General features: G+C 60.0%; 15 protein-coding genes and 5 tRNA genes. 7 read left to right on the top strand and 13 right to left on the bottom strand.

From position 1 onward, the window contains the following. Nucleotides 1-141 precede the first annotated feature (141 nt). From AC1Z1G_RS10140 to gltX, 8 genes are all read right to left on the bottom strand, one after another. A complete protein-coding gene (locus tag AC1Z1G_RS10140; protein ID WP_483626807.1) occupies nt 142-579 on the bottom strand; it encodes an acyl-CoA thioesterase in 438 nt (145 codons plus the stop codon). A gap of 47 nt (nt 580-626) precedes the next feature. Next, on the bottom strand, nt 627-1,460 hold the full coding sequence (locus tag AC1Z1G_RS10135; RefSeq protein WP_483626806.1) for an alpha/beta fold hydrolase: 834 nt from the start codon (nt 1,458-1,460) through the stop codon (nt 627-629). Nucleotides 1,461-1,489: 29 nt separating this feature from the next. Then, on the bottom strand, nt 1,490-2,029 hold the full coding sequence (locus tag AC1Z1G_RS10130; RefSeq protein WP_347905213.1) for a TetR/AcrR family transcriptional regulator: 540 nt from the start codon (nt 2,027-2,029) through the stop codon (nt 1,490-1,492). A 182-nt stretch (nt 2,030-2,211) separates the two neighbouring features. Further along, nucleotides 2,212-2,287: transfer RNA gene (locus AC1Z1G_RS10125), tRNA-Glu, on the bottom strand. A gap of 80 nt (nt 2,288-2,367) precedes the next feature. Next, nucleotides 2,368-2,443 (bottom strand) — tRNA-Ala (locus AC1Z1G_RS10120). 53 nt (nt 2,444-2,496) lie between these two features. Further along, nucleotides 2,497-2,572 (bottom strand) — tRNA-Glu (locus tag AC1Z1G_RS10115). 79 nt (nt 2,573-2,651) lie between these two features. Next, nucleotides 2,652-2,727, bottom strand: a tRNA-Ala gene (locus AC1Z1G_RS10110). 191 nt (nt 2,728-2,918) lie between these two features. Beyond that, nucleotides 2,919-4,400 carry a glutamate--tRNA ligase gene (gene gltX / locus AC1Z1G_RS10105; protein ID WP_483626805.1) on the bottom strand — a complete coding sequence of 494 codons (1,482 nt, stop codon included), beginning with the start codon at nt 4,398-4,400 and terminating at the stop codon, nt 2,919-2,921. A gap of 232 nt (nt 4,401-4,632) precedes the next feature. Here gltX and AC1Z1G_RS10100 point away from each other — a divergent pair, with 232 nt between their 5' ends. Then, complete coding sequence (locus tag AC1Z1G_RS10100) at nt 4,633-5,679, top strand: HlyD family secretion protein (RefSeq protein ID WP_483626804.1); 1,047 nt, start codon at nt 4,633-4,635, stop codon at nt 5,677-5,679. Next, complete coding sequence (locus tag AC1Z1G_RS10095) at nt 5,669-7,219, top strand: MDR family MFS transporter (RefSeq protein ID WP_483626803.1); 1,551 nt, start codon at nt 5,669-5,671, stop codon at nt 7,217-7,219. Before AC1Z1G_RS10100 ends, AC1Z1G_RS10095 begins: the two co-directional genes overlap by 11 nt. Before the next feature lie 113 nt (nt 7,220-7,332). Here the strand turns inward: AC1Z1G_RS10095 and uvrB are convergent, their stop codons facing one another. Further along, nucleotides 7,333-9,348, bottom strand: a complete 2,016-nt coding sequence (gene uvrB / locus AC1Z1G_RS10090) for an excinuclease ABC subunit UvrB (RefSeq protein ID WP_483626802.1) — start codon at nt 9,346-9,348, stop codon at nt 7,333-7,335. 336 nt (nt 9,349-9,684) lie between these two features. Here uvrB and AC1Z1G_RS10085 point away from each other — a divergent pair, with 336 nt between their 5' ends. Then, complete coding sequence (locus tag AC1Z1G_RS10085) at nt 9,685-10,881, top strand: amino acid aminotransferase (RefSeq protein ID WP_483626801.1); 1,197 nt, start codon at nt 9,685-9,687, stop codon at nt 10,879-10,881. Nucleotides 10,882-11,011: 130 nt separating this feature from the next. Then, on the top strand, nt 11,012-11,212 hold the full coding sequence (locus tag AC1Z1G_RS10080; RefSeq protein WP_483626800.1) for a hypothetical protein: 201 nt from the start codon (nt 11,012-11,014) through the stop codon (nt 11,210-11,212). Between the two features lie 6 nt (nt 11,213-11,218). Here the strand turns inward: AC1Z1G_RS10080 and AC1Z1G_RS10075 are convergent, their stop codons facing one another. Further along, nucleotides 11,219-11,452 carry a hypothetical protein gene (locus AC1Z1G_RS10075; protein WP_483626799.1) on the bottom strand — a complete coding sequence of 78 codons (234 nt, stop codon included), beginning with the start codon at nt 11,450-11,452 and terminating at the stop codon, nt 11,219-11,221. 232 nt (nt 11,453-11,684) lie between these two features. Between AC1Z1G_RS10075 and AC1Z1G_RS10070 the strand changes: the two genes are divergently transcribed. Then, nucleotides 11,685-11,760: transfer RNA gene (locus tag AC1Z1G_RS10070), tRNA-Asn, on the top strand. A 135-nt stretch (nt 11,761-11,895) separates the two neighbouring features. On the opposite strand, the gene AC1Z1G_RS10065 is transcribed toward AC1Z1G_RS10070, so the two are convergent. From AC1Z1G_RS10065 to AC1Z1G_RS10055, 3 genes are all read right to left on the bottom strand, one after another. Continuing rightward, nucleotides 11,896-12,450, bottom strand: coding sequence for a GNAT family N-acetyltransferase (locus AC1Z1G_RS10065; protein ID WP_483626798.1), 555 nt, complete (start codon nt 12,448-12,450; stop codon nt 11,896-11,898). Beyond that, nucleotides 12,447-13,856: a flavin monoamine oxidase family protein gene (locus AC1Z1G_RS10060; RefSeq protein WP_483626797.1), complete on the bottom strand. Its 1,410-nt coding sequence runs from the start codon at nt 13,854-13,856 to the stop codon at nt 12,447-12,449. Before AC1Z1G_RS10060 ends, AC1Z1G_RS10065 begins: the two co-directional genes overlap by 4 nt. Before the next feature lie 219 nt (nt 13,857-14,075). Further along, on the bottom strand, nt 14,076-15,590 hold the full coding sequence (locus AC1Z1G_RS10055) for a nucleobase:cation symporter-2 family protein (RefSeq protein ID WP_483626796.1): 1,515 nt from the start codon (nt 15,588-15,590) through the stop codon (nt 14,076-14,078). A 203-nt stretch (nt 15,591-15,793) separates the two neighbouring features. Between AC1Z1G_RS10055 and AC1Z1G_RS10050 the strand changes: the two genes are divergently transcribed. Both AC1Z1G_RS10050 and AC1Z1G_RS10045 read left to right on the top strand, forming a co-directional pair. Further along, nucleotides 15,794-16,264: a hypothetical protein gene (locus tag AC1Z1G_RS10050; protein WP_483626795.1), complete on the top strand. Its 471-nt coding sequence runs from the start codon at nt 15,794-15,796 to the stop codon at nt 16,262-16,264. Next, a complete protein-coding gene (locus AC1Z1G_RS10045; protein ID WP_483626794.1) occupies nt 16,261-16,713 on the top strand; it encodes a hypothetical protein in 453 nt (150 codons plus the stop codon). Before AC1Z1G_RS10050 ends, AC1Z1G_RS10045 begins: the two co-directional genes overlap by 4 nt. The last annotated feature ends 13 nt before the right edge of the window (nt 16,714-16,726 follow it).

The following is a 16,726-nucleotide window of genomic DNA, read 5'->3' as shown; positions in this document are numbered from 1 at the left end:
AGTTTACTGGATTCTGTGCCGAAAGACTTGCGCATACCTTTGTGGAGAGGGGCTTGCTCCCGCTGGAGCGCGAAGCGGTCCCCCTGCAATGGAGAGTGCTGCGCACTCGAACGGGAGCAAGCTCCCTCGCCACAGGATAAGTCAGGTTGGGACTTGCAATGCCTGGCCGTAACCTTCGATGAACGCTGCCGGCATGCGCCTGGGCTTGCCGCTGGACAGCTCAATGCAGACAAATGTGGTTTGTGCCCGCAGCAACGTGGTGTTATCGCGGGGGCGGACGAGCTGGAAGTGCCGGGTCATCTTCAGGCGCTGGTCCCAGTCAACGATCCAAGTCGCCAACTGCAATTCATCGTCTTCATACGCGGCGGCCAGGTAATCGATTTCGTGGCGCACCACTGCCATCGCCCGATCCAGCCGCCGATACTCGGTCAGGTCCAGCCCCAGGCGCTGCGAGTGGCGCCAGGCACACCGTTCGAGCCAGGTGACGTACACCGCGTTATTGGCGTGCCCCAGCCCATCGATGTCCTCGGCGGCCACTTGCAGGTCAATGATAAATGGCGTTGCCCGATCCCAGCCCATACCCCACTCCCGGTCAGATTATTCGACCGGGGCAGTGTAACGGATCATCACGCGGATTGGCGCGCCTGCAGACTGCGACCTGCCAGCAGCGCGAGCACGCCGTCAATCAGCCGCGGGTCCGCCAAAACACGCTGGTGACCGCCCTCCTCCAGCCGCAACAAACGGCTGTCGAACCAGGCCTCGTGGATCAGCTGCGACTCCTTGACCGGGACAAACTTGTCGTCTTCGGCATGCACGATCAGCCCTGGCATATCCAGTTGATAGTGCGCCACGTCGAGCTTCGACGCCTGGATACCAACATCCTGCTCAATCTGCCGAATAAATGCCGACCGCGCCCTGGGCGGCATGCGCACGTGATGGGCAAACCCGCGCAACACCCCGAGGATTCGCGCCGGTGCCGCGATACTCACCAGCGTTTCAGTGCGCAACCCCAACTGAATGGCAAGCATCGCACTGGCACCGCCCATGGAGTGACCGATAACCGCTTGCAGCGGTGGCAGCTCGGCAGCCGCTTCAAGCATGGCGCGGGCGAAACGCATCACATCGGCCTCGCGACCGGGAGATCGGCCATGGGCCGGACCGTCGAGGGAGACAACGGTGTAACCTGCCGCAATCAACGCCGTGATCAGGCTGGCGAACTGCGTAGGCCGACCTTCCCAGCCATGCATCAACAGCACCGTTGGTCCTTGCCCCCAGCGCAGCGCCGAAAGGCCGAAGCGCAAGGTGATCCGTTCGGCGCTCGCTAACAACGGCAGCTCCCAATCCCGTGGTGGTAATTCACAGGGTGTCATGAACGCCAGCCTCATCTTGCTCGCGATCAAGCGCGGCGCAAACCAGCCCAGGGTGCCATTAACGCCACGAACCCAGCTCAATGTGTTCATCGCTCATCTCCAAAGGCTAACGTTTCAGGTCACAAGACCGCCGACTTGGCGGCACGCAGCAATCGATCCGACAACTCACCGGCACCCAGCGCACGCGCCAGGGCCAAACCACCGACCATCAGCGCCATGTCAGCCAACGCCTTGTCGATGTCTTCAGGGCTGCTGGCCAGTTGCGCGACCATCAGCTCCACATGCTCATTCAAGGCCTGCCGGAAATCGTCCGGCAAACGGCCCAGCTCCCCGACCGATGCCGGGATCGGACAGGCGTGTTCGGTGGAGTCACGGTGCTTGCGCGACAGGTAGAAGGCCGCGACCAAGGCCCGACGCTCCTCGCCTGTCAGCCCCGCGTCCATATCGGCGATCAAGGCCCGACGCTGGCCAAGCAACTGCGTGAAGACCTCCAGCATCATCGCGTCCTTGCTGTCGAAGTGGGCGTAAAAGCCACCGACGGTCAGGCCGGCCGCGCCCATCACTTCGCCCACGCTCGGCTCGGCCGGGCCACGCTGAATCAGCGCAGCGCTAGCGGCCTGGAGAATGCGTTCGCGGGTTTGAGCTTTTTTATCGTTCATCGTTGCCTCCGAATATTACGACTGAAATATTATTCTCGTAATAAAAATTTGCAAGCCGTTAATTCGACCATTGGTCAGAAGAGCCGTGCGGGGAGAATAAGAGGATTGGCCAAACGCCAGACAAACAAAAGGGCCATTCAATAATTGAATGACCCTTATAAATCCCGCAGAGCGGGTAATCGTGGCGTCCCCTAGGGGACTCGAACCCCTGTTACCGCCGTGAAAGGGCGGTGTCCTAGGCCACTAGACGAAGGGGACGCAAACCCTTCTATACAACTGATCAGTGCTGAGTACTGATCGATTCAAGGCCGGTGTGGCCAGACCTTGAACTGTAAAATTGGTGGAGCTAGACGGGATCGAACCGTCGACCTCTTGCATGCCATGCAAGCGCTCTCCCAGCTGAGCTATAGCCCCGGATTTTTCGCCTCGCGGCGGAGCGACGTTTTGCAACATCACTTCTGTAAAACTGGCGTCCCCTAGGGGACTCGAACCCCTGTTACCGCCGTGAAAGGGCGGTGTCCTAGGCCACTAGACGAAGGGGACGCAAACCCTTCTATACAACAGATCAACGCTGAGTGTTGATCGCTTCAAGACCGGTGTGGCCAGGCCTTGAAGTGTAAATTGGTGGAGCTAGACGGGATCGAACCGTCGACCTCTTGCATGCCATGCAAGCGCTCTCCCAGCTGAGCTATAGCCCCTCATCGCTGAGGACGGGGCGAATCTTAAGGGCGTATCGAAAGCCTGTCAAACTTATTTTTCAAAAATTTTGAAATTTTTTGCCAACATAACAATCACTTACCGCCCTCCCCCCGAAAATCCGGGGGCCTGACAGCCACTGCGCACCCAACGACAGGCATGCACAGCGGCCATCAGCCCTTCATGCAGCGTCTCAGGCAATCGCGCCCAGGAGCTTTTCCCACTCTTTGTTTTCTTTCTTCGACACGCCGCCGAGCAGGTCGATGGCCTGGCGCAGACGGAAGCGGGTCAGGTCCGGCCCGAGAATTTCCATCGCATCGAGTACCGAGACCGAACTCGCCTGCCCAGTGATCGCCGCGAACATCAGCGGCATGGCGTCACGCAGTTTCAGCTCGAGGGACTCGACCACTGCCTGAATCGTCGCGGTGATGCTGTCCTTCTCCCACTGGCGCAGGCTTTCAAGCTTCCACAGGATCAATTGCATCAACTGGCGAACCTGATCGCCCGAGAGCTTCTTGGACTCGAACAGCTTGGCATCCGGGTTCACGCCCCCGGCGAAGAAGAAGCCGGCCAGCGGTGCGACCTGGCTGAAGGTCTCAACCCGACCCTGCACGTGCGGTGCGATCTTCATCATGTACTCAGGGTTCAGCGCCCAGGTCTGCAAGCGGCTGGCGAACTCTTCCACCGGCAGGTCACGCAGCCACTGGCCGTTGAGCCACGACAGCTTCTCGATGTCGAAAATCGGCCCGCCCAGAGACACACGCTTGAGGTCGAAGTTGTCGACCATCTCCTGCAAGGAGAACTTCTCGCGCTCATCCGGCATCGACCAGCCCATGCGGCCCAGGTAATTGAGCATCGCTTCCGGCATGAAGCCCATGCGTTCGTAGAACGTCACCGAGGTCGGGTTCTTGCGCTTGGACAGCTTGCTCTTGTCCGGGTTACGCAGCAGCGGCATGTAGCACAGCTCGGGTTGCTCCCAGCCGAAGTACTCGTAAAGCAGGATCAGTTTCGGCGCCGATGGCAACCATTCTTCACCGCGCAGTACGTGAGTAATCCCCATCAGGTGGTCGTCGACCACGTTGGCCAGGAAGTACGTCGGCAGGCCGTCGGTCTTCATCAGCACTTGCATGTCCATGCGATCCCACGGGATCTCGACGTCGCCACGCAGCATGTCCGGCACCACGCAGACGCCTTCGGTCGGCACCTTCATGCGGATCACATGCGGCTCGCCAGCGGCCAGGCGGCGCGCGACTTCTTCCTTGGAGAGCAACAGCGCACGACCGTCGTAACGCGGGGTTTCGCCCTTGGCCATTTGCTCGGCGCGCATCTGGTCGAGCTCCTCGCTGGTGCAGAAGCACGGGAACGCATGACCCAGGTCGACCAACTGCTGGCAGTACTTCTGGTAGATATCGCCGCGCTCACTCTGGCGATACGGACCGTGCGGGCCGCCCACATCCGGGCCTTCGCTCCAGTTGATGCCCAACCAGCGCAGGGCATCGAAGATCTGCTGTTCGGACTCGCGGGTCGAACGCAATTGGTCGGTGTCTTCAATCCGCAGGATGAACTCACCGCCATGCTGCTTGGCAAAGCAATAGTTGAACAAAGCGATGTAAGCGGTGCCGACATGGGGATCGCCGGTAGGCGATGGCGCGATGCGAGTGCGGACGGTGGTCATGGCGTGTCTCGAAAAGAATATAAAAAGCGGAGATGAAACAAGGGGCGAATGGTAACAGGCGATACCCGCCCCACTCCAGTCAGCAGGGCATTTAAGCCAACGTTGGGGCTACAAACCGCTCTAATGCCGCTCGATAGCCGATTATCCGGAAGTGGCATTTACCGTTTGTCGGTCGTGTGCCAGATTTGCGTCCTGATATATCTCCTTACACTTTTCCGACTACAGTCTGCCCATGCCAGCCCAACTCAAGCATCGCCTGTTTACGTTCCTGTTTATCGTCCTGCTGATCGCCGGAGGGCTCCTTGCCCACTGGTTTTTCAAGGGGCGTTTTTACGAGAGCACCGATAACGCCTACGTCCAGGGTGAAATTACCCGCGTCTCCAGCCAACTCGGCGCGCGCATTGATGAAGTTCTGGTGCAGGACAACCAGCACGTCGAAAAGGGCCAGTTGCTGATCAAGCTCGAAGGCGATGACTTCCACCTCGCCGTCGACCGTGCCAACGCCAACCTCGCCACCCGCGAAGCCGAACGCCTGCAAGCCCAAAGCAAGCTGACCCAGCAGGCCAGCCTGATTGCCGCCAGCGAAGCCCAGGTTGCCTCCAGTCAGGCCACCCTTGGCCGCTCGCAAATCGATTTGTCCCGCGCCGAAACTTTGCGCAAACCGGGTTACGTTTCCGAAGAGCGGGTCACCACCCTCTCCGCCGACACCCACATTGCCCGTTCGCAAGTCGCCAAGGCCCAGGCCGACGCCCAGGCGCAACACCAGCAGGTCAACGCCCTGGCGGCCGAAATCAAACGCCTGGACGCGCAGATCGCCAACGCCCGAACGGATCTGGCCCAGGCCGAACTGAACCTGACCCGCAGCGAGATCCATGCACCGATCAGTGGCCTGATCGGCCAACGCGCCGCCCGCAATGGCCAATACGTGCAAGCGGGCGCCTATCTGCTGTCGATCGTCCCGGACGAGGACATCTGGATTCAGGCCAATTTCAAGGAAACCCAGATCGGCCACATGCAACCCGGACAGAAAGCCGAGCTGATTTTCGATGCCTACGGCGACACGCCCATCGAGGCAAGGGTCGACAGCCTGTTCGCTGCCTCGGGCGCGCAGTTCAGCCTGTTGCCGCCGGACAATGCCACCGGCAACTTCACCAAGGTCGTGCAGCGGATTCCGGTGAAATTGACCTTTGCTGCCGATAATCCGCTGCACGGCAAGATCCGTCCCGGCATGTCGGTGACCGTCAAAGTCAACATCAAAGACCCTGTCGATGGCCGGTGATCAACTGCTCCGCCCGGTCGGCGAACCGACCCGGCGGGACTGGATTGCGGTCATGAGCGTCATGCTTGGCGCCTTCATGGCGGTGCTCGACATCCAGATCACCAACGCCTCGCTCAAGGACATTCAGGGCGCGCTGTCGGCGACACTGGAAGAAGGCTCGTGGATTTCCACCTCCTACCTGGTCGCGGAAATCATCATGATTCCGCTCACCGCGTGGCTGGTGCAACTGCTGTCGGCACGCCGCTTGGCGGTGTGGGTTTCGCTGGGATTTCTCGGTGCCTCCCTGCTCTGTTCCATGGCCTGGAGCCTGGAGAGCATGATCGTGTTCCGCGCCTTGCAGGGTTTTACGGGCGGCGCGCTGATCCCGCTGGCGTTCACCCTGACGCTGATCAAACTCCCCGAACATCACCGCGCCAAGGGCATGGCGATGTTCGCGATGACGGCCACCTTCGCCCCGTCCATCGGCCCGACGCTCGGTGGCTGGTTGACGGAAAACTGGGGCTGGGAATACATCTTCTACATCAACATTCCACCGGGGCTGATCATGATCGCCGGCCTGATGTACGGCCTGGAGAAGAAGGAAGCCCACTGGGAACTGCTGAAAAGCACCGACTACGCCGGCATTCTCACGCTCGGTGTTGGCCTGGGCTGTTTGCAGGTGTTTCTTGAGGAAGGTCATCGCAAGGACTGGCTGGAATCGAACCTGATCGTGACGCTGGGCAGCATCGCGCTGATCAGCCTGATCACCTTTGTCATCGTGCAGGTGTCCAAACCCAATCCGCTGATCAACCTCGGCATCCTGCGCAACCGCAACTTTGGCTTGTCGAGCATTTCCAGCCTCGGCATGGGCGTCGGGCTGTACGGCTCGATTTACCTGTTGCCGCTGTACCTGGCGCAGATCCAGAACTACAACGCCTTGCAGATCGGCGAAGTGATCATGTGGATGGGTGTGCCGCAGCTGTTCCTGATTCCGCTGGTGCCCAAGTTGATGAAGTTCGTCTCGCCGAAGCTACTCTGCACCTTCGGTTTTGGATTGTTTGGCTTGGCGAGTTTTCTCTCAGGCGCACTCAACCCGGACTTCGCCGGCCCGCAGTTCAATCAGATCCAGCTCGTGCGTGCGCTGGGCCAGCCGCTGATCATGGTGACCATTTCGTTGATCGCCACCGCGTACATCCTGCCGCAGGACGCGGGGTCGGCCTCAAGCCTGTTCAACATCCTGCGCAACCTCGGCGGCGCGATTGGCATCGCACTCCTCGCCACCCTGCTGGATGCGCGAACCAAGACCTACTTTGATTATTTGCGCGAGTCGATCGCGCCAAGCAACCCGCAGGTGGCTGAGCGGATGGCGTCGATGACGGATCGCTTCGGCAGTGAAACGGCGGCGCTGGGCAAACTCAGCGAGATTGCCCATCAGCAGGCGGCGATCATGGCCTACAACGATGCGTTTCACTTTGTCGGGATTGCGCTGGGAGTGAGCATGCTGGCCATTCTGTTGACCAAGAAACTGCCAGCGGGGCTGAAGGCCGGGGAGTCTCATTAAGACCGAGTAGCCTCATTCGCGAGCAAGCCCGCTCCCACAGGGGATTTGTGAACGACACAGATCCAATGTGGGAGCGGACTTGCTCGCGAAAAGGCCCGGTCAGGCAATGAAGATCAAACAGCCAGAAGCCGCTCGCGCAGCTTGGCAATCTCATCGCGCGTCTGCGCGGCAGCCTCGAATTCCAGGTCGCGGGCAAGCTGGTACATTTTCTCTTCCAACAGACGAATGCGCTTGGTGATTTCGCTCGGCGAACGCAATTCGGCTTCGTACTTGGCGCTTTCCTCAGCAGCCTTGGCCATGCCTTTGCGCTTCTTGCTGCGCGAGCCCGGCACGACAGCGCCTTCCATGATGTCGGCGACGTCCTTGAACACGCCTTTGGGGGTGATGCCATTGGCCAGGTTGAAGGCGATCTGCTTGTCGCGGCGGCGCTCGGTTTCACCAATCGCCCGCTCCATCGAGCCGGTGATCCGATCCGCGTAGAGAATCGCTCGGCCATTGAGGTTCCGCGCTGCACGGCCAATGGTCTGGATCAGCGAGCGCTCGGAGCGCAGGAAGCCTTCCTTGTCGGCATCGAGAATTGCCACCAGCGACACTTCCGGCATGTCCAGGCCTTCGCGCAGCAGGTTGATTCCCACCAACACATCGAAGGTGCCCAGGCGCAAATCGCGGATAATCTCGACCCGTTCCACGGTGTCGATGTCCGAGTGCAGATAACGCACGCGCACACCGTGATCGGCGAGGTAATCGGTCAAGTCCTCGGACATGCGCTTGGTCAGCGTGGTGACCAGCACCCGCTCCTCCAGCGCCACACGCTTGGTGATTTCCGAGAGCAGGTCATCGACCTGAGTCAGCGCCGGGCGAATCTCGATTTGCGGGTCCACCAGGCCAGTCGGCCGCACCAGTTGCTCGACCACGCGACCGGCGTGTTCCGCCTCGTAATTGCCCGGCGTGGCCGAGACGAAAATCGTCTGCGGGCTGATGTTTTCGAACTCGTCGAAGCGCATCGGTCGGTTATCCAATGCGGACGGCAGGCGGAAACCGTATTCCACCAGCGTCTCTTTACGCGAGCGGTCGCCCTTATACATTGCACCGACCTGAGGCACGCTGACGTGGGATTCATCAATCACCAACAGGGCATCGGCAGGCAGGTAATCAAACAGCGTGGGCGGCGCCTCGCCGGAGGCGCGACCCGAGAGGTAACGCGAGTAGTTCTCGATGCCGTTGCAGTAACCCAGCTCCAGAATCATCTCCAGATCGAAACGGGTGCGCTGTTCGAGACGCTGCGCTTCCACCAGCTTGTTGTTGGAGCGCAAGTAGTCGAGGCGCTCCTGCAACTCGACCTTGATCCCTTCGATGGCGCCCAGCAGTGTTTCTCGCGGCGTTACGTAGTGGCTTTTCGGATAGAACGTGAAACGCGGCAGCTTGCGGATCACTTCGCCGGTCAGCGGATCAAACGCCGACAGGCTCTCGACCTCGTCATCGAACAACTCGATGCGGATCGCTTCGAAATCGGATTCTGCCGGGTGGATATCGATCACATCGCCGCGCACCCGGAAGGTCGCGCGGGCAAAATCCATGTCATTGCGGGTGTACTGCAAGTCAGCTAGACGACGCAGCAAGGCACGCTGATCGAGCTTGTCGCCGCGATCCACGTGCAACACCATTTTCAAATAGGTTTCCGGACTGCCCAAGCCATAGATGCACGACACCGTGGTGACGATGATCGCGTCCTTGCGCTCCAGCAACGCCTTGGTCGCCGACAGCCGCATCTGCTCGATGTGGTCGTTGATCGAGGCATCTTTCTCGATGAAGGTGTCCGACGACGGTACATAGGCTTCGGGCTGGTAGTAGTCGTAGTAGGAAACGAAGTACTCCACCGCGTTGTTCGGGAAGAACGCCTTGAACTCCCCGTACAACTGGGCCGCCAGGGTCTTGTTCGGCGCCAGCACCAGGGTCGGGCGCTGCACCTGCGCGATCACGTTGGCAATGCTGAATGTCTTGCCCGAACCGGTCACGCCCAGCAACGTCTGGTGCGCCAGCCCGGCCTCGATGCCTTCGACCATCAAACGGATGGCCTCCGGCTGATCGCCGGCGGGCTCGAAGCGGGTGACTAGCTGGAATTCAGACATAACGTACCTCTGGGTTCACTCCTGCCCGGGCAATGCCTGGCAAGAACGGTGAAGACCGCAAACGACGAATGTCGTTGGGAAAAAGCATGATAACCGTAGATGTGGAGCCAATTGCTTCGGGTTTCAAGGTAAACGCCCTACCCGCACCTACACTCTTGATGTAGCAATAAGACTAGCGGTGCAAAAATAAACCGAAAAACTTACCTGAAAAGCAGAAACGGCTGTCGCCGCGCCCGGTGATGGCCTCTATACTAGCTCCCCGTTTGTGCACCGCTCTAGTGCATTCGGCTGGAGCGCTACACGTCCCTCCACATCCCATTCAGAGCCGCCGCAATAATGAGCCTGTTCTCCGCTGTCGAAATGGCACCACGCGATCCAATCCTGGGCCTCAACGAAGCATTCAACGCCGATACTCGTACCGACAAGGTCAACCTGGGGGTCGGTGTTTACTGCAACGAGGAGGGGAAAATCCCCCTCCTGCGCGCCGTTGTCGAAGCCGAGACGATTCGCGTCGCTCAACACGCCTCCCGCGGCTACCTGCCGATCGACGGCATTGCCGCCTACGACCAGGCCGTGCAAAAGCTGCTGTTCGGCAATGACTCGCCGCTGATCGCCGCTGGCCGTGTAATCACCACACAAGCCGTCGGCGGCACGGGCGCACTGAAAATCGGTGCCGACTTCCTCAAGCAACTGCTGCCTGACGCCGTCGTCGCAATCAGCGACCCGAGCTGGGAAAACCACCGCGCACTGTTCGAAACCGCCGGTTTCCCGGTGCAGAACTATCGTTACTACGACGCCGCCACCCACGACGTGAACCGCACAGGCCTGCTCGAAGACCTGAACGCGCTGCCGTCGGGCTCCATCGTCGTGCTGCACGCGTGCTGCCATAACCCGACCGGCGTCGACCTGAGCCCGGCAGACTGGAAAAACGTGCTGGACGTGGTCAAGGCAAAAAACCACGTGCCGTTCCTCGACATGGCTTACCAGGGCTTTGGCGACGGTATCGACGAAGACGCCGCCGCTGTGCGCCTGTTCGCCGAATCGGGCCTGACCTTCTTCGTGTCCAGCTCGTTCTCCAAGTCGTTCTCGCTGTACGGCGAACGCGTTGGCGCGCTGTCGATCGTCAGCGAGTCGAAGGAAGAAAGCGCGCGCGTGCTGTCGCAAGTCAAACGCGTGATCCGCACCAACTACTCCAACCCGCCGACCCACGGCGCAAGCATCGTGGCCGCCGTGCTGAACAGCCCTGAGCTGCGCGCCCAGTGGGAACAGGAACTGGCCGAAATGCGCTTGCGCATTCGTGGCATGCGCATGCAGATGGTCGACATGCTGGCCAAACAAGCGCCTGACCACGATTTCAGCTTCGTCGCTCGTCAGTGCGGCATGTTCTCCTACTCCGGCCTGACCGTTGAACAAGTCACCCGCCTGCGCAACGAGTTCGGCATCTACGCCCTGGACACTGGCCGTATCTGCGTCGCCGCGCTGAACCAGCGCAACATCGACGCCGTGACCAAAGCCATCCTTCAGGTGATCTAAGCCACACGCGCAACAGAAAAGGGGAAGCCACCAGGCTTCCCCTTTTCGTTGCTGCCCGGAAAATCCACAGCCAACCGTGCCCACGCACTCTAGACTGAGGTTTTAGCGCCCTTCCCTTTCGAGAGACCTTATGAAGAATGATGATTTGCGCGCTGACCGCGACGAACTGGATCACTTTGTCCCACGCAACCAGACCAAACGCAGCAGTGGACTGGTCGGGCAAGTCGCCCTGGGCGTATTCCTGGGCGGCCTGGCGCTGTGGATAGTGCAACTGGTCGCGATGTCGCTCTACGCCAAGTTCCTGATGGGCACCTTCAGCTTCGGTGGCTAACGGGGTTCAGCCGGCTAGTTCGGTGGCACGCTGGCTGGCCGCATCGTCGTAGGCCACATAAAGCGATTCGGCGACCTGGCTCTTGATCGACTTGGTGCTTTCCAGCCCCAGCACGAAACCTTCGGCCTTGCCGCCAGCGCGATTCAGCTCATCAGCCGTGCTGGCCTGAGTGATCGCGTCGAACAGTTTCTCGGCGTGCGGGCCGACGCCTTTGGGCAGACTGATCTGGGCGATGCTCATGCAAACACCCCACGCAGCGACGAACGAATGAACAGTGATAAGTGAGTCATGACGCGTACCTTTTCGGCGAATGGCCGGCAGCGCGTGAAACCACTTCCGGGGCGCCATGGTAGACCGCCGCCACGATTCTGGTAACCGCCAATAACCCAACCGTCACTGCTCACCCGAAAAACGCGCTATTTTTTCAATCCGCGCTTGACTTGTTCTTTTTAATCAGTAACATACGGCGAATTCCGCGATAGCTCAGTTGGTAGAGCAAGTGACTGTTAATCACTGGGTCCCTGGTTCGAGTCCAGGTCGTGGAGCCATCTTCTTTACTGATTCGCCTGTAACACTCCCGAGAGCGCCCTGCTCCCGACGCGAATCAGCCAATAATCAAATACACATTATCTAGCGCCTCTGCTCATTCGAGCCAGAGGCGAACTGCGTTGTACGCCGGAAAACTACTCCCCTGCGCCCCAGTCATGACTCAACAAGCCGAAGCGCATCAGCGAGATGTACTCGCCATGCTTTAGCTCGCACTCTCGCTGCACGCCTTCATGGGTAAAACCCGCCGCTTCCAGCACACGCCGGGACCGGTGGTTCTCAAGCTCCACCATAGCTTCAATACGGTGCAACTGCAGTTGCCTGAAGGCCAGCGGCAGAAACAGCTTCAGCGCCGCAGAGACGACGCCCTGCCCCCAATACTGCGGCAGCAGCCAGTAACCCAACTCGGCGCAATGATGGATCGGCGAGATATCGTTAACGCCCACCGCTCCCATTGGCTGACCGTCGGCTTTCGACTCGATCGCCAGCCAGTGCCCGGTTCTTTGCGCAGCAATCGATTCAAACCAGTCCATCTGCTCCTGGCAGGCTTCAAGGGAATCGTAGGAAACCCCGTAATGCTTGATGACCTGCGGATCAGAAAGCCCTGCGAACACAAACCCCAGATCAGCGGCGCCAAATGGCCGCAAGACCAGCGCATCCAGATCAATCCGCGCATTATCACCCTTGCTCATTTCACCCCCTCTACACACTGATCCACCGACAACACCACCCGCCCACTCCCCAGCAACCGAGCCGCTTCGCGCAACCCGCTCGAAAACGCACCGTCGACATAACCGAAACGCAGCGCCGATGTCGCCTCACCCGCAAACAGCAATCGGCCATACGCCGGCTCTGCCAAGGCGCCAATATCCTGCGGCAACGACTCGACGCCATGATGCAAATAGCTGCCTCGACTGTACGGATCCGCCGACCACCCCGTGCGATACACCGCCACTGGTGGCGGCACCTCATAGCCCGTCGCCTGCTTCAACACCTCAAGCGCCCTGGCCAGCGCAGACGCCGTGTCGAGTTCTGCCAAGCGCACTGCCGGGGGCCCCGAGATGTGAGCAGCCAACGTGGGACGACCCGCTATCGGCGTCAGGTCAATCCAGTACGGAAAAACCGGCTCCCCGCGCACGAGGAAGCCACTCACCGGATCCGCCGAAGCCCAGAATCGCTGCTCGAACTGCACAATCAGTTTCTCGAACTGACCAAAACCCAACCGGTCAATCGCCGCGTGTTTGCCGGCCGGCAGCGGTGGCTGGAACTCAATCGCCCGCGCCTTGAGCGCGCCCAACGGCACGGTGACCACCACCTGTGAACCTTGCTCGACATGGCCATCGGCACAAAACACATGCACACCCGCCTCATCGATCACCACCCGGCCCACCACCGACGCCAACCGGACGGGCAGCCCGGCAGACAACGGCTCGACCATCGAGGCATAGCCGCCTGCCAGGCAGTGATCGCCGCCAGCGTATCCGTCGTCACCCGCAAAGTTAGCCGCCGAAATATCCGACAACGGCGATGCCAGGTCCGCCTCAAAACCCAACCGCAGGGCAAACGCCAGCCACTGGCGCTCCTGCAAATCCGCGATCCCTTCAAGCTGCTCCGCAAGCAAATCCTCGATGCTCTCGCCTGGCGCACACTGCGCCGCTTGATCGACTATCGCCTCCTCCATTTCATCGGCCAGGGCCATCAGCCGATCACGCTGCAACGCACTGAGCGCTTGCCCCTGAGCATCGACCAGACGCATGCCGGCGAAGATCGTCGAAATCGCAAACGAACGCCGCGTAATCCCCATGACGTGCGCCAGCTCGGTCAGCGGATTGCCCTCCGGTCGATGAATCCATGAACCGCCGGCATCGACCTTCACGTCCGCCAATTCGACGGTGTGGGTGCGCCCACCGAGGCGCGTGCGCGCCTCAAGCACCATCACGTCAACACCTGCCGCGTGCAATGCGTTGGCAACGGTCAATCCGGCAAATCCACCCCCAATCACAATGACGCGCGTCACCGGATCCGGTAGCGCACCCGCCACCTCCCCCTCGGGCACATCAAAGCTGTGCCGTATTTTTTTCATAACCTGAGTCGACATGGGTCATCCAGAACCGAAAACAAAACCGCAGTAGCGCTGCGGCTGGCTATTAACGCGCACGCACATCCGAGCGTACAGGTACAGATAGACGCCAAATCTGTGCAGCCCCCACAGCACACGCCTTTGCCTCACCGGACCTACCGACGACTGACAAACACGAACAAAAAAGGGGCCGAACAAATCGACCCCTTTTTTCTGTCGAACTGACGCGGGTCCGGGTCAGGCCCCCGTGGTTTCGGGGTTGACCGCCGTACTCGGCGCCCGCTGGCCCGCCGCCGACGCGTCGCTGACCAGTGGGATCTCATTGCCGTCACAGTCGTGCAACTTGCCGCCACTGAAGTAATCCCCTTCACGCAGCGCCGCCAGGTCCTGGAAGCGCAACGTGCGCTCGGTCCCGGCCGCAAACACCGATTGCTGATCCGAGTTACCGGTCGTGAAGTGGTTGAACGTCAGATTCAGAACGATGGCCATGATCGCCGACGAACTGATACCCGAATGGAAGATCGTCGCAAACCAGCTCGGGAAGTGGTCGTAGAAATTCGGTGCGGCAATGGGAATCATGCCGAAACCGATGGACGTGGCGACGATGATCAGGTTGACGTTGTTGCGGTAATCGACCTTGGACAACGTTCGAATACCGCTGGCCGCCACGGTGCCAAACAGCACGATACCGGCCCCGCCCAATACGGAAGTCGGGACCGCCGCGATCACCCGCCCCATCACCGGCAACAAGCCGAGTACCACCAGGAACAATCCGCCCGTGGCCACCACGTAACGGCTCTTGATCCCTGTGACCGCCACCAGCCCGACGTTCTGGGCAAAGGCACTTTGGGTGAACGAACCAAAAATCGGTGCGATCATGCTCGACAGCATGTCAGCCCGCAGACCATTGCCCAGACGCTTGGAGTCAACCTTGGTGCCAATGATTTCACCGACCGCCAGGATGTCCGCAGAGGTTTCCACCAACGTCACCATCACCACGATGCACATCGACAGGATGGCGGCGAAATGAAAGGTCGGCATGCCGAAATGGAACGGCGCAGGGAAACCGAACATCGGCCCCTGGGTCACAGTCGAGAAGTCCGCCATGTCGAGGAACACCGCAATCACGGTACCGATGACCATGGCCAACAGAATCGACAGACGCGAGATCGTCGCGCTGCCAATCTTGCTCAGCAACAACACCAGCACCAGGGTCAGCGCCGCCAGACCGATGTTCGACATGCTGCCGAAGCTTTCGGCGTGGCTATTGCCACCCATCGCCCAGCGTGCGGCCACTGGCATCAGCGTCAGGCCGATGGTGGTAATGACAATACCGGTGACCAGTGGTGGAAAGAACTTGGTAATCCGGGAGAACACCGGGGTGATCAGCAGCCCGATCAATGAAGCGGCGATCACCGCCCCCAGAATCGACTGAAAGCCCCCCTCGCCGCCGCTGCTGACAATCGCCACCATCGTCGCCACGCCTGAGAACGACACGCCCTGCACCAGCGGCAACTGACAACCGAAAAACGGCAACCCAAGGGTTTGCAGCAATGTCGCCAAGCCTCCCGCAAACAGTGATGCCGCAATCAACAGACCGATGTCCGCCGGGGAAAGCCCGGCTGCCTGGCCGATGATCAACGGCACCGCAACGATGCCGCCGTACATGGTCAGAACGTGTTGCAGGCCGTAAGCCATATTCGCGCCGACACCGAGGTTTTCGTCCTCGGGCCGTTGGAGTGAGGTTTTCATGGTTGGGGGATTCCCTGGTTTTTGTTATGCGCACACTGTATGCAAGACAATGAATAAATGTCTATAGAGTTGTATACAGTTTATCCGCCAAACATCTCCCACAATTGAGCCAACATTGCCGGGGCTCAACCTTGAGCACAGGGTCGACCGGCCCTGCTAGAATCGCACCCCGCACGGACCGCTACGCTCACGCCCCTCAAAACATGGAAGCCCCCGCTTTGAACCGCAACGACCCTCTTGAACACTTCTGGAACATCTTTTTCCTGGCCATCGGCTGCTTCTTCAAAGTGGTGTTTCTTCAGGCACTGGTCCTCAGCCTGCTCTTCGGAGGCTTCTTTGCGAACGGACAAGACAGCATTTTTCTGGGGCTGATGTCGTTCGTTGTCTTTGTCGTGAGCGGGATGTTTTTTGGTGTGGTGCCGATGTCACTGGGGTTCGCCCCGCTGTACGCCCTGTTGAGCGCCAAAGGCCATGCCAACTGGCTGACCGCGATACTCGCCAGCCTGATCGTGGCAGGCGTGCTGTGCCTTTACCCATCGTTGCGCAAGCTGGGGGTTTTCTGGGTGGTTGACGGCATTTTGGTCGCACTGTTCACCCATTGGGCGTACCAACGCTGGGTGAAGTTGTCCGGAACAGGCGTCCCCAGCCTCAACGAACAAGCCACGCCACCATGAAACCCGTCGAACGCTTCGCCTTCGCCCCCTGGCTTGGGACAGTGCAAAGCCAGCCCCCGGAAAGCGCCGTCCTCATCGACGGCCGCCCCTCGACGCTGACCATTTCCGGTCGCAGGTTGTGCCGGCAGTACGAAACCTCGGCCGGCTATGTGCTGATCACCGAACTCGACTTCTGGGTCGAAGAACAGGTGTTCGTCGTCCTGATCAGCAAAGACCTGCGCACCGTGCTCGGCGAGCATGTCCTCGGTCGCTGGTACAGCTCGTACTGCCTGGATGCGGTCGAGTGGCTGGACGAAGCGCACTTCTTCGTGACCCTTGAAGGCCTGGAGGATTACCGTTTTTACTTCACCCTTCGCCCACGCCATATTCCGCTGATCTACCCACGACTGGGCGTCGTCTGCCGGCGCCTGGACACCCGGCGCGGCACTTGGAAGCGCACGTTCTTCTAGACGGTCGCCCCCC

Source organism: Pseudomonas sp. JL27(2026) (assembly GCF_056933555.1).
This window is presented reverse-complemented; position numbering and strand designations above follow the sequence as displayed.

What these genes read in the sequence shown, in the direction of transcription:
- AC1Z1G_RS10080 (WP_483626800.1), top strand. Translation starts at nt 11,012, where the DNA reads ATGAAGAATGATGATTTGCGCGCTGACCGCGACGAACTGGATCACTTT.
- AC1Z1G_RS10140 (WP_483626807.1), bottom strand. Translation starts at nt 579, where the DNA reads ATGGGCTGGGATCGGGCAACGCCATTTATCATTGACCTGCAAGTGGCC.
- gltX (WP_483626805.1), bottom strand. Translation starts at nt 4,400, where the DNA reads ATGACCACCGTCCGCACTCGCATCGCGCCATCGCCTACCGGCGATCCC.
- uvrB (WP_483626802.1), bottom strand. Translation starts at nt 9,348, where the DNA reads ATGTCTGAATTCCAGCTAGTCACCCGCTTCGAGCCCGCCGGCGATCAG.
- AC1Z1G_RS10095 (WP_483626803.1), top strand. Translation starts at nt 5,669, where the DNA reads ATGGCCGGTGATCAACTGCTCCGCCCGGTCGGCGAACCGACCCGGCGG.
- AC1Z1G_RS10060 (WP_483626797.1), bottom strand. Translation starts at nt 13,856, where the DNA reads ATGTCGACTCAGGTTATGAAAAAAATACGGCACAGCTTTGATGTGCCC.
- AC1Z1G_RS10055 (WP_483626796.1), bottom strand. Translation starts at nt 15,590, where the DNA reads ATGAAAACCTCACTCCAACGGCCCGAGGACGAAAACCTCGGTGTCGGC.
- AC1Z1G_RS10065 (WP_483626798.1), bottom strand. Translation starts at nt 12,450, where the DNA reads ATGAGCAAGGGTGATAATGCGCGGATTGATCTGGATGCGCTGGTCTTG.
- AC1Z1G_RS10050 (WP_483626795.1), top strand. Translation starts at nt 15,794, where the DNA reads ATGGAAGCCCCCGCTTTGAACCGCAACGACCCTCTTGAACACTTCTGG.
- AC1Z1G_RS10045 (WP_483626794.1), top strand. Translation starts at nt 16,261, where the DNA reads ATGAAACCCGTCGAACGCTTCGCCTTCGCCCCCTGGCTTGGGACAGTG.
- AC1Z1G_RS10135 (WP_483626806.1), bottom strand. Translation starts at nt 1,460, where the DNA reads ATGAACACATTGAGCTGGGTTCGTGGCGTTAATGGCACCCTGGGCTGG.
- AC1Z1G_RS10085 (WP_483626801.1), top strand. Translation starts at nt 9,685, where the DNA reads ATGAGCCTGTTCTCCGCTGTCGAAATGGCACCACGCGATCCAATCCTG.
- AC1Z1G_RS10100 (WP_483626804.1), top strand. Translation starts at nt 4,633, where the DNA reads ATGCCAGCCCAACTCAAGCATCGCCTGTTTACGTTCCTGTTTATCGTC.
- AC1Z1G_RS10075 (WP_483626799.1), bottom strand. Translation starts at nt 11,452, where the DNA reads ATGAGCATCGCCCAGATCAGTCTGCCCAAAGGCGTCGGCCCGCACGCC.
- AC1Z1G_RS10130 (WP_347905213.1), bottom strand. Translation starts at nt 2,029, where the DNA reads ATGAACGATAAAAAAGCTCAAACCCGCGAACGCATTCTCCAGGCCGCT.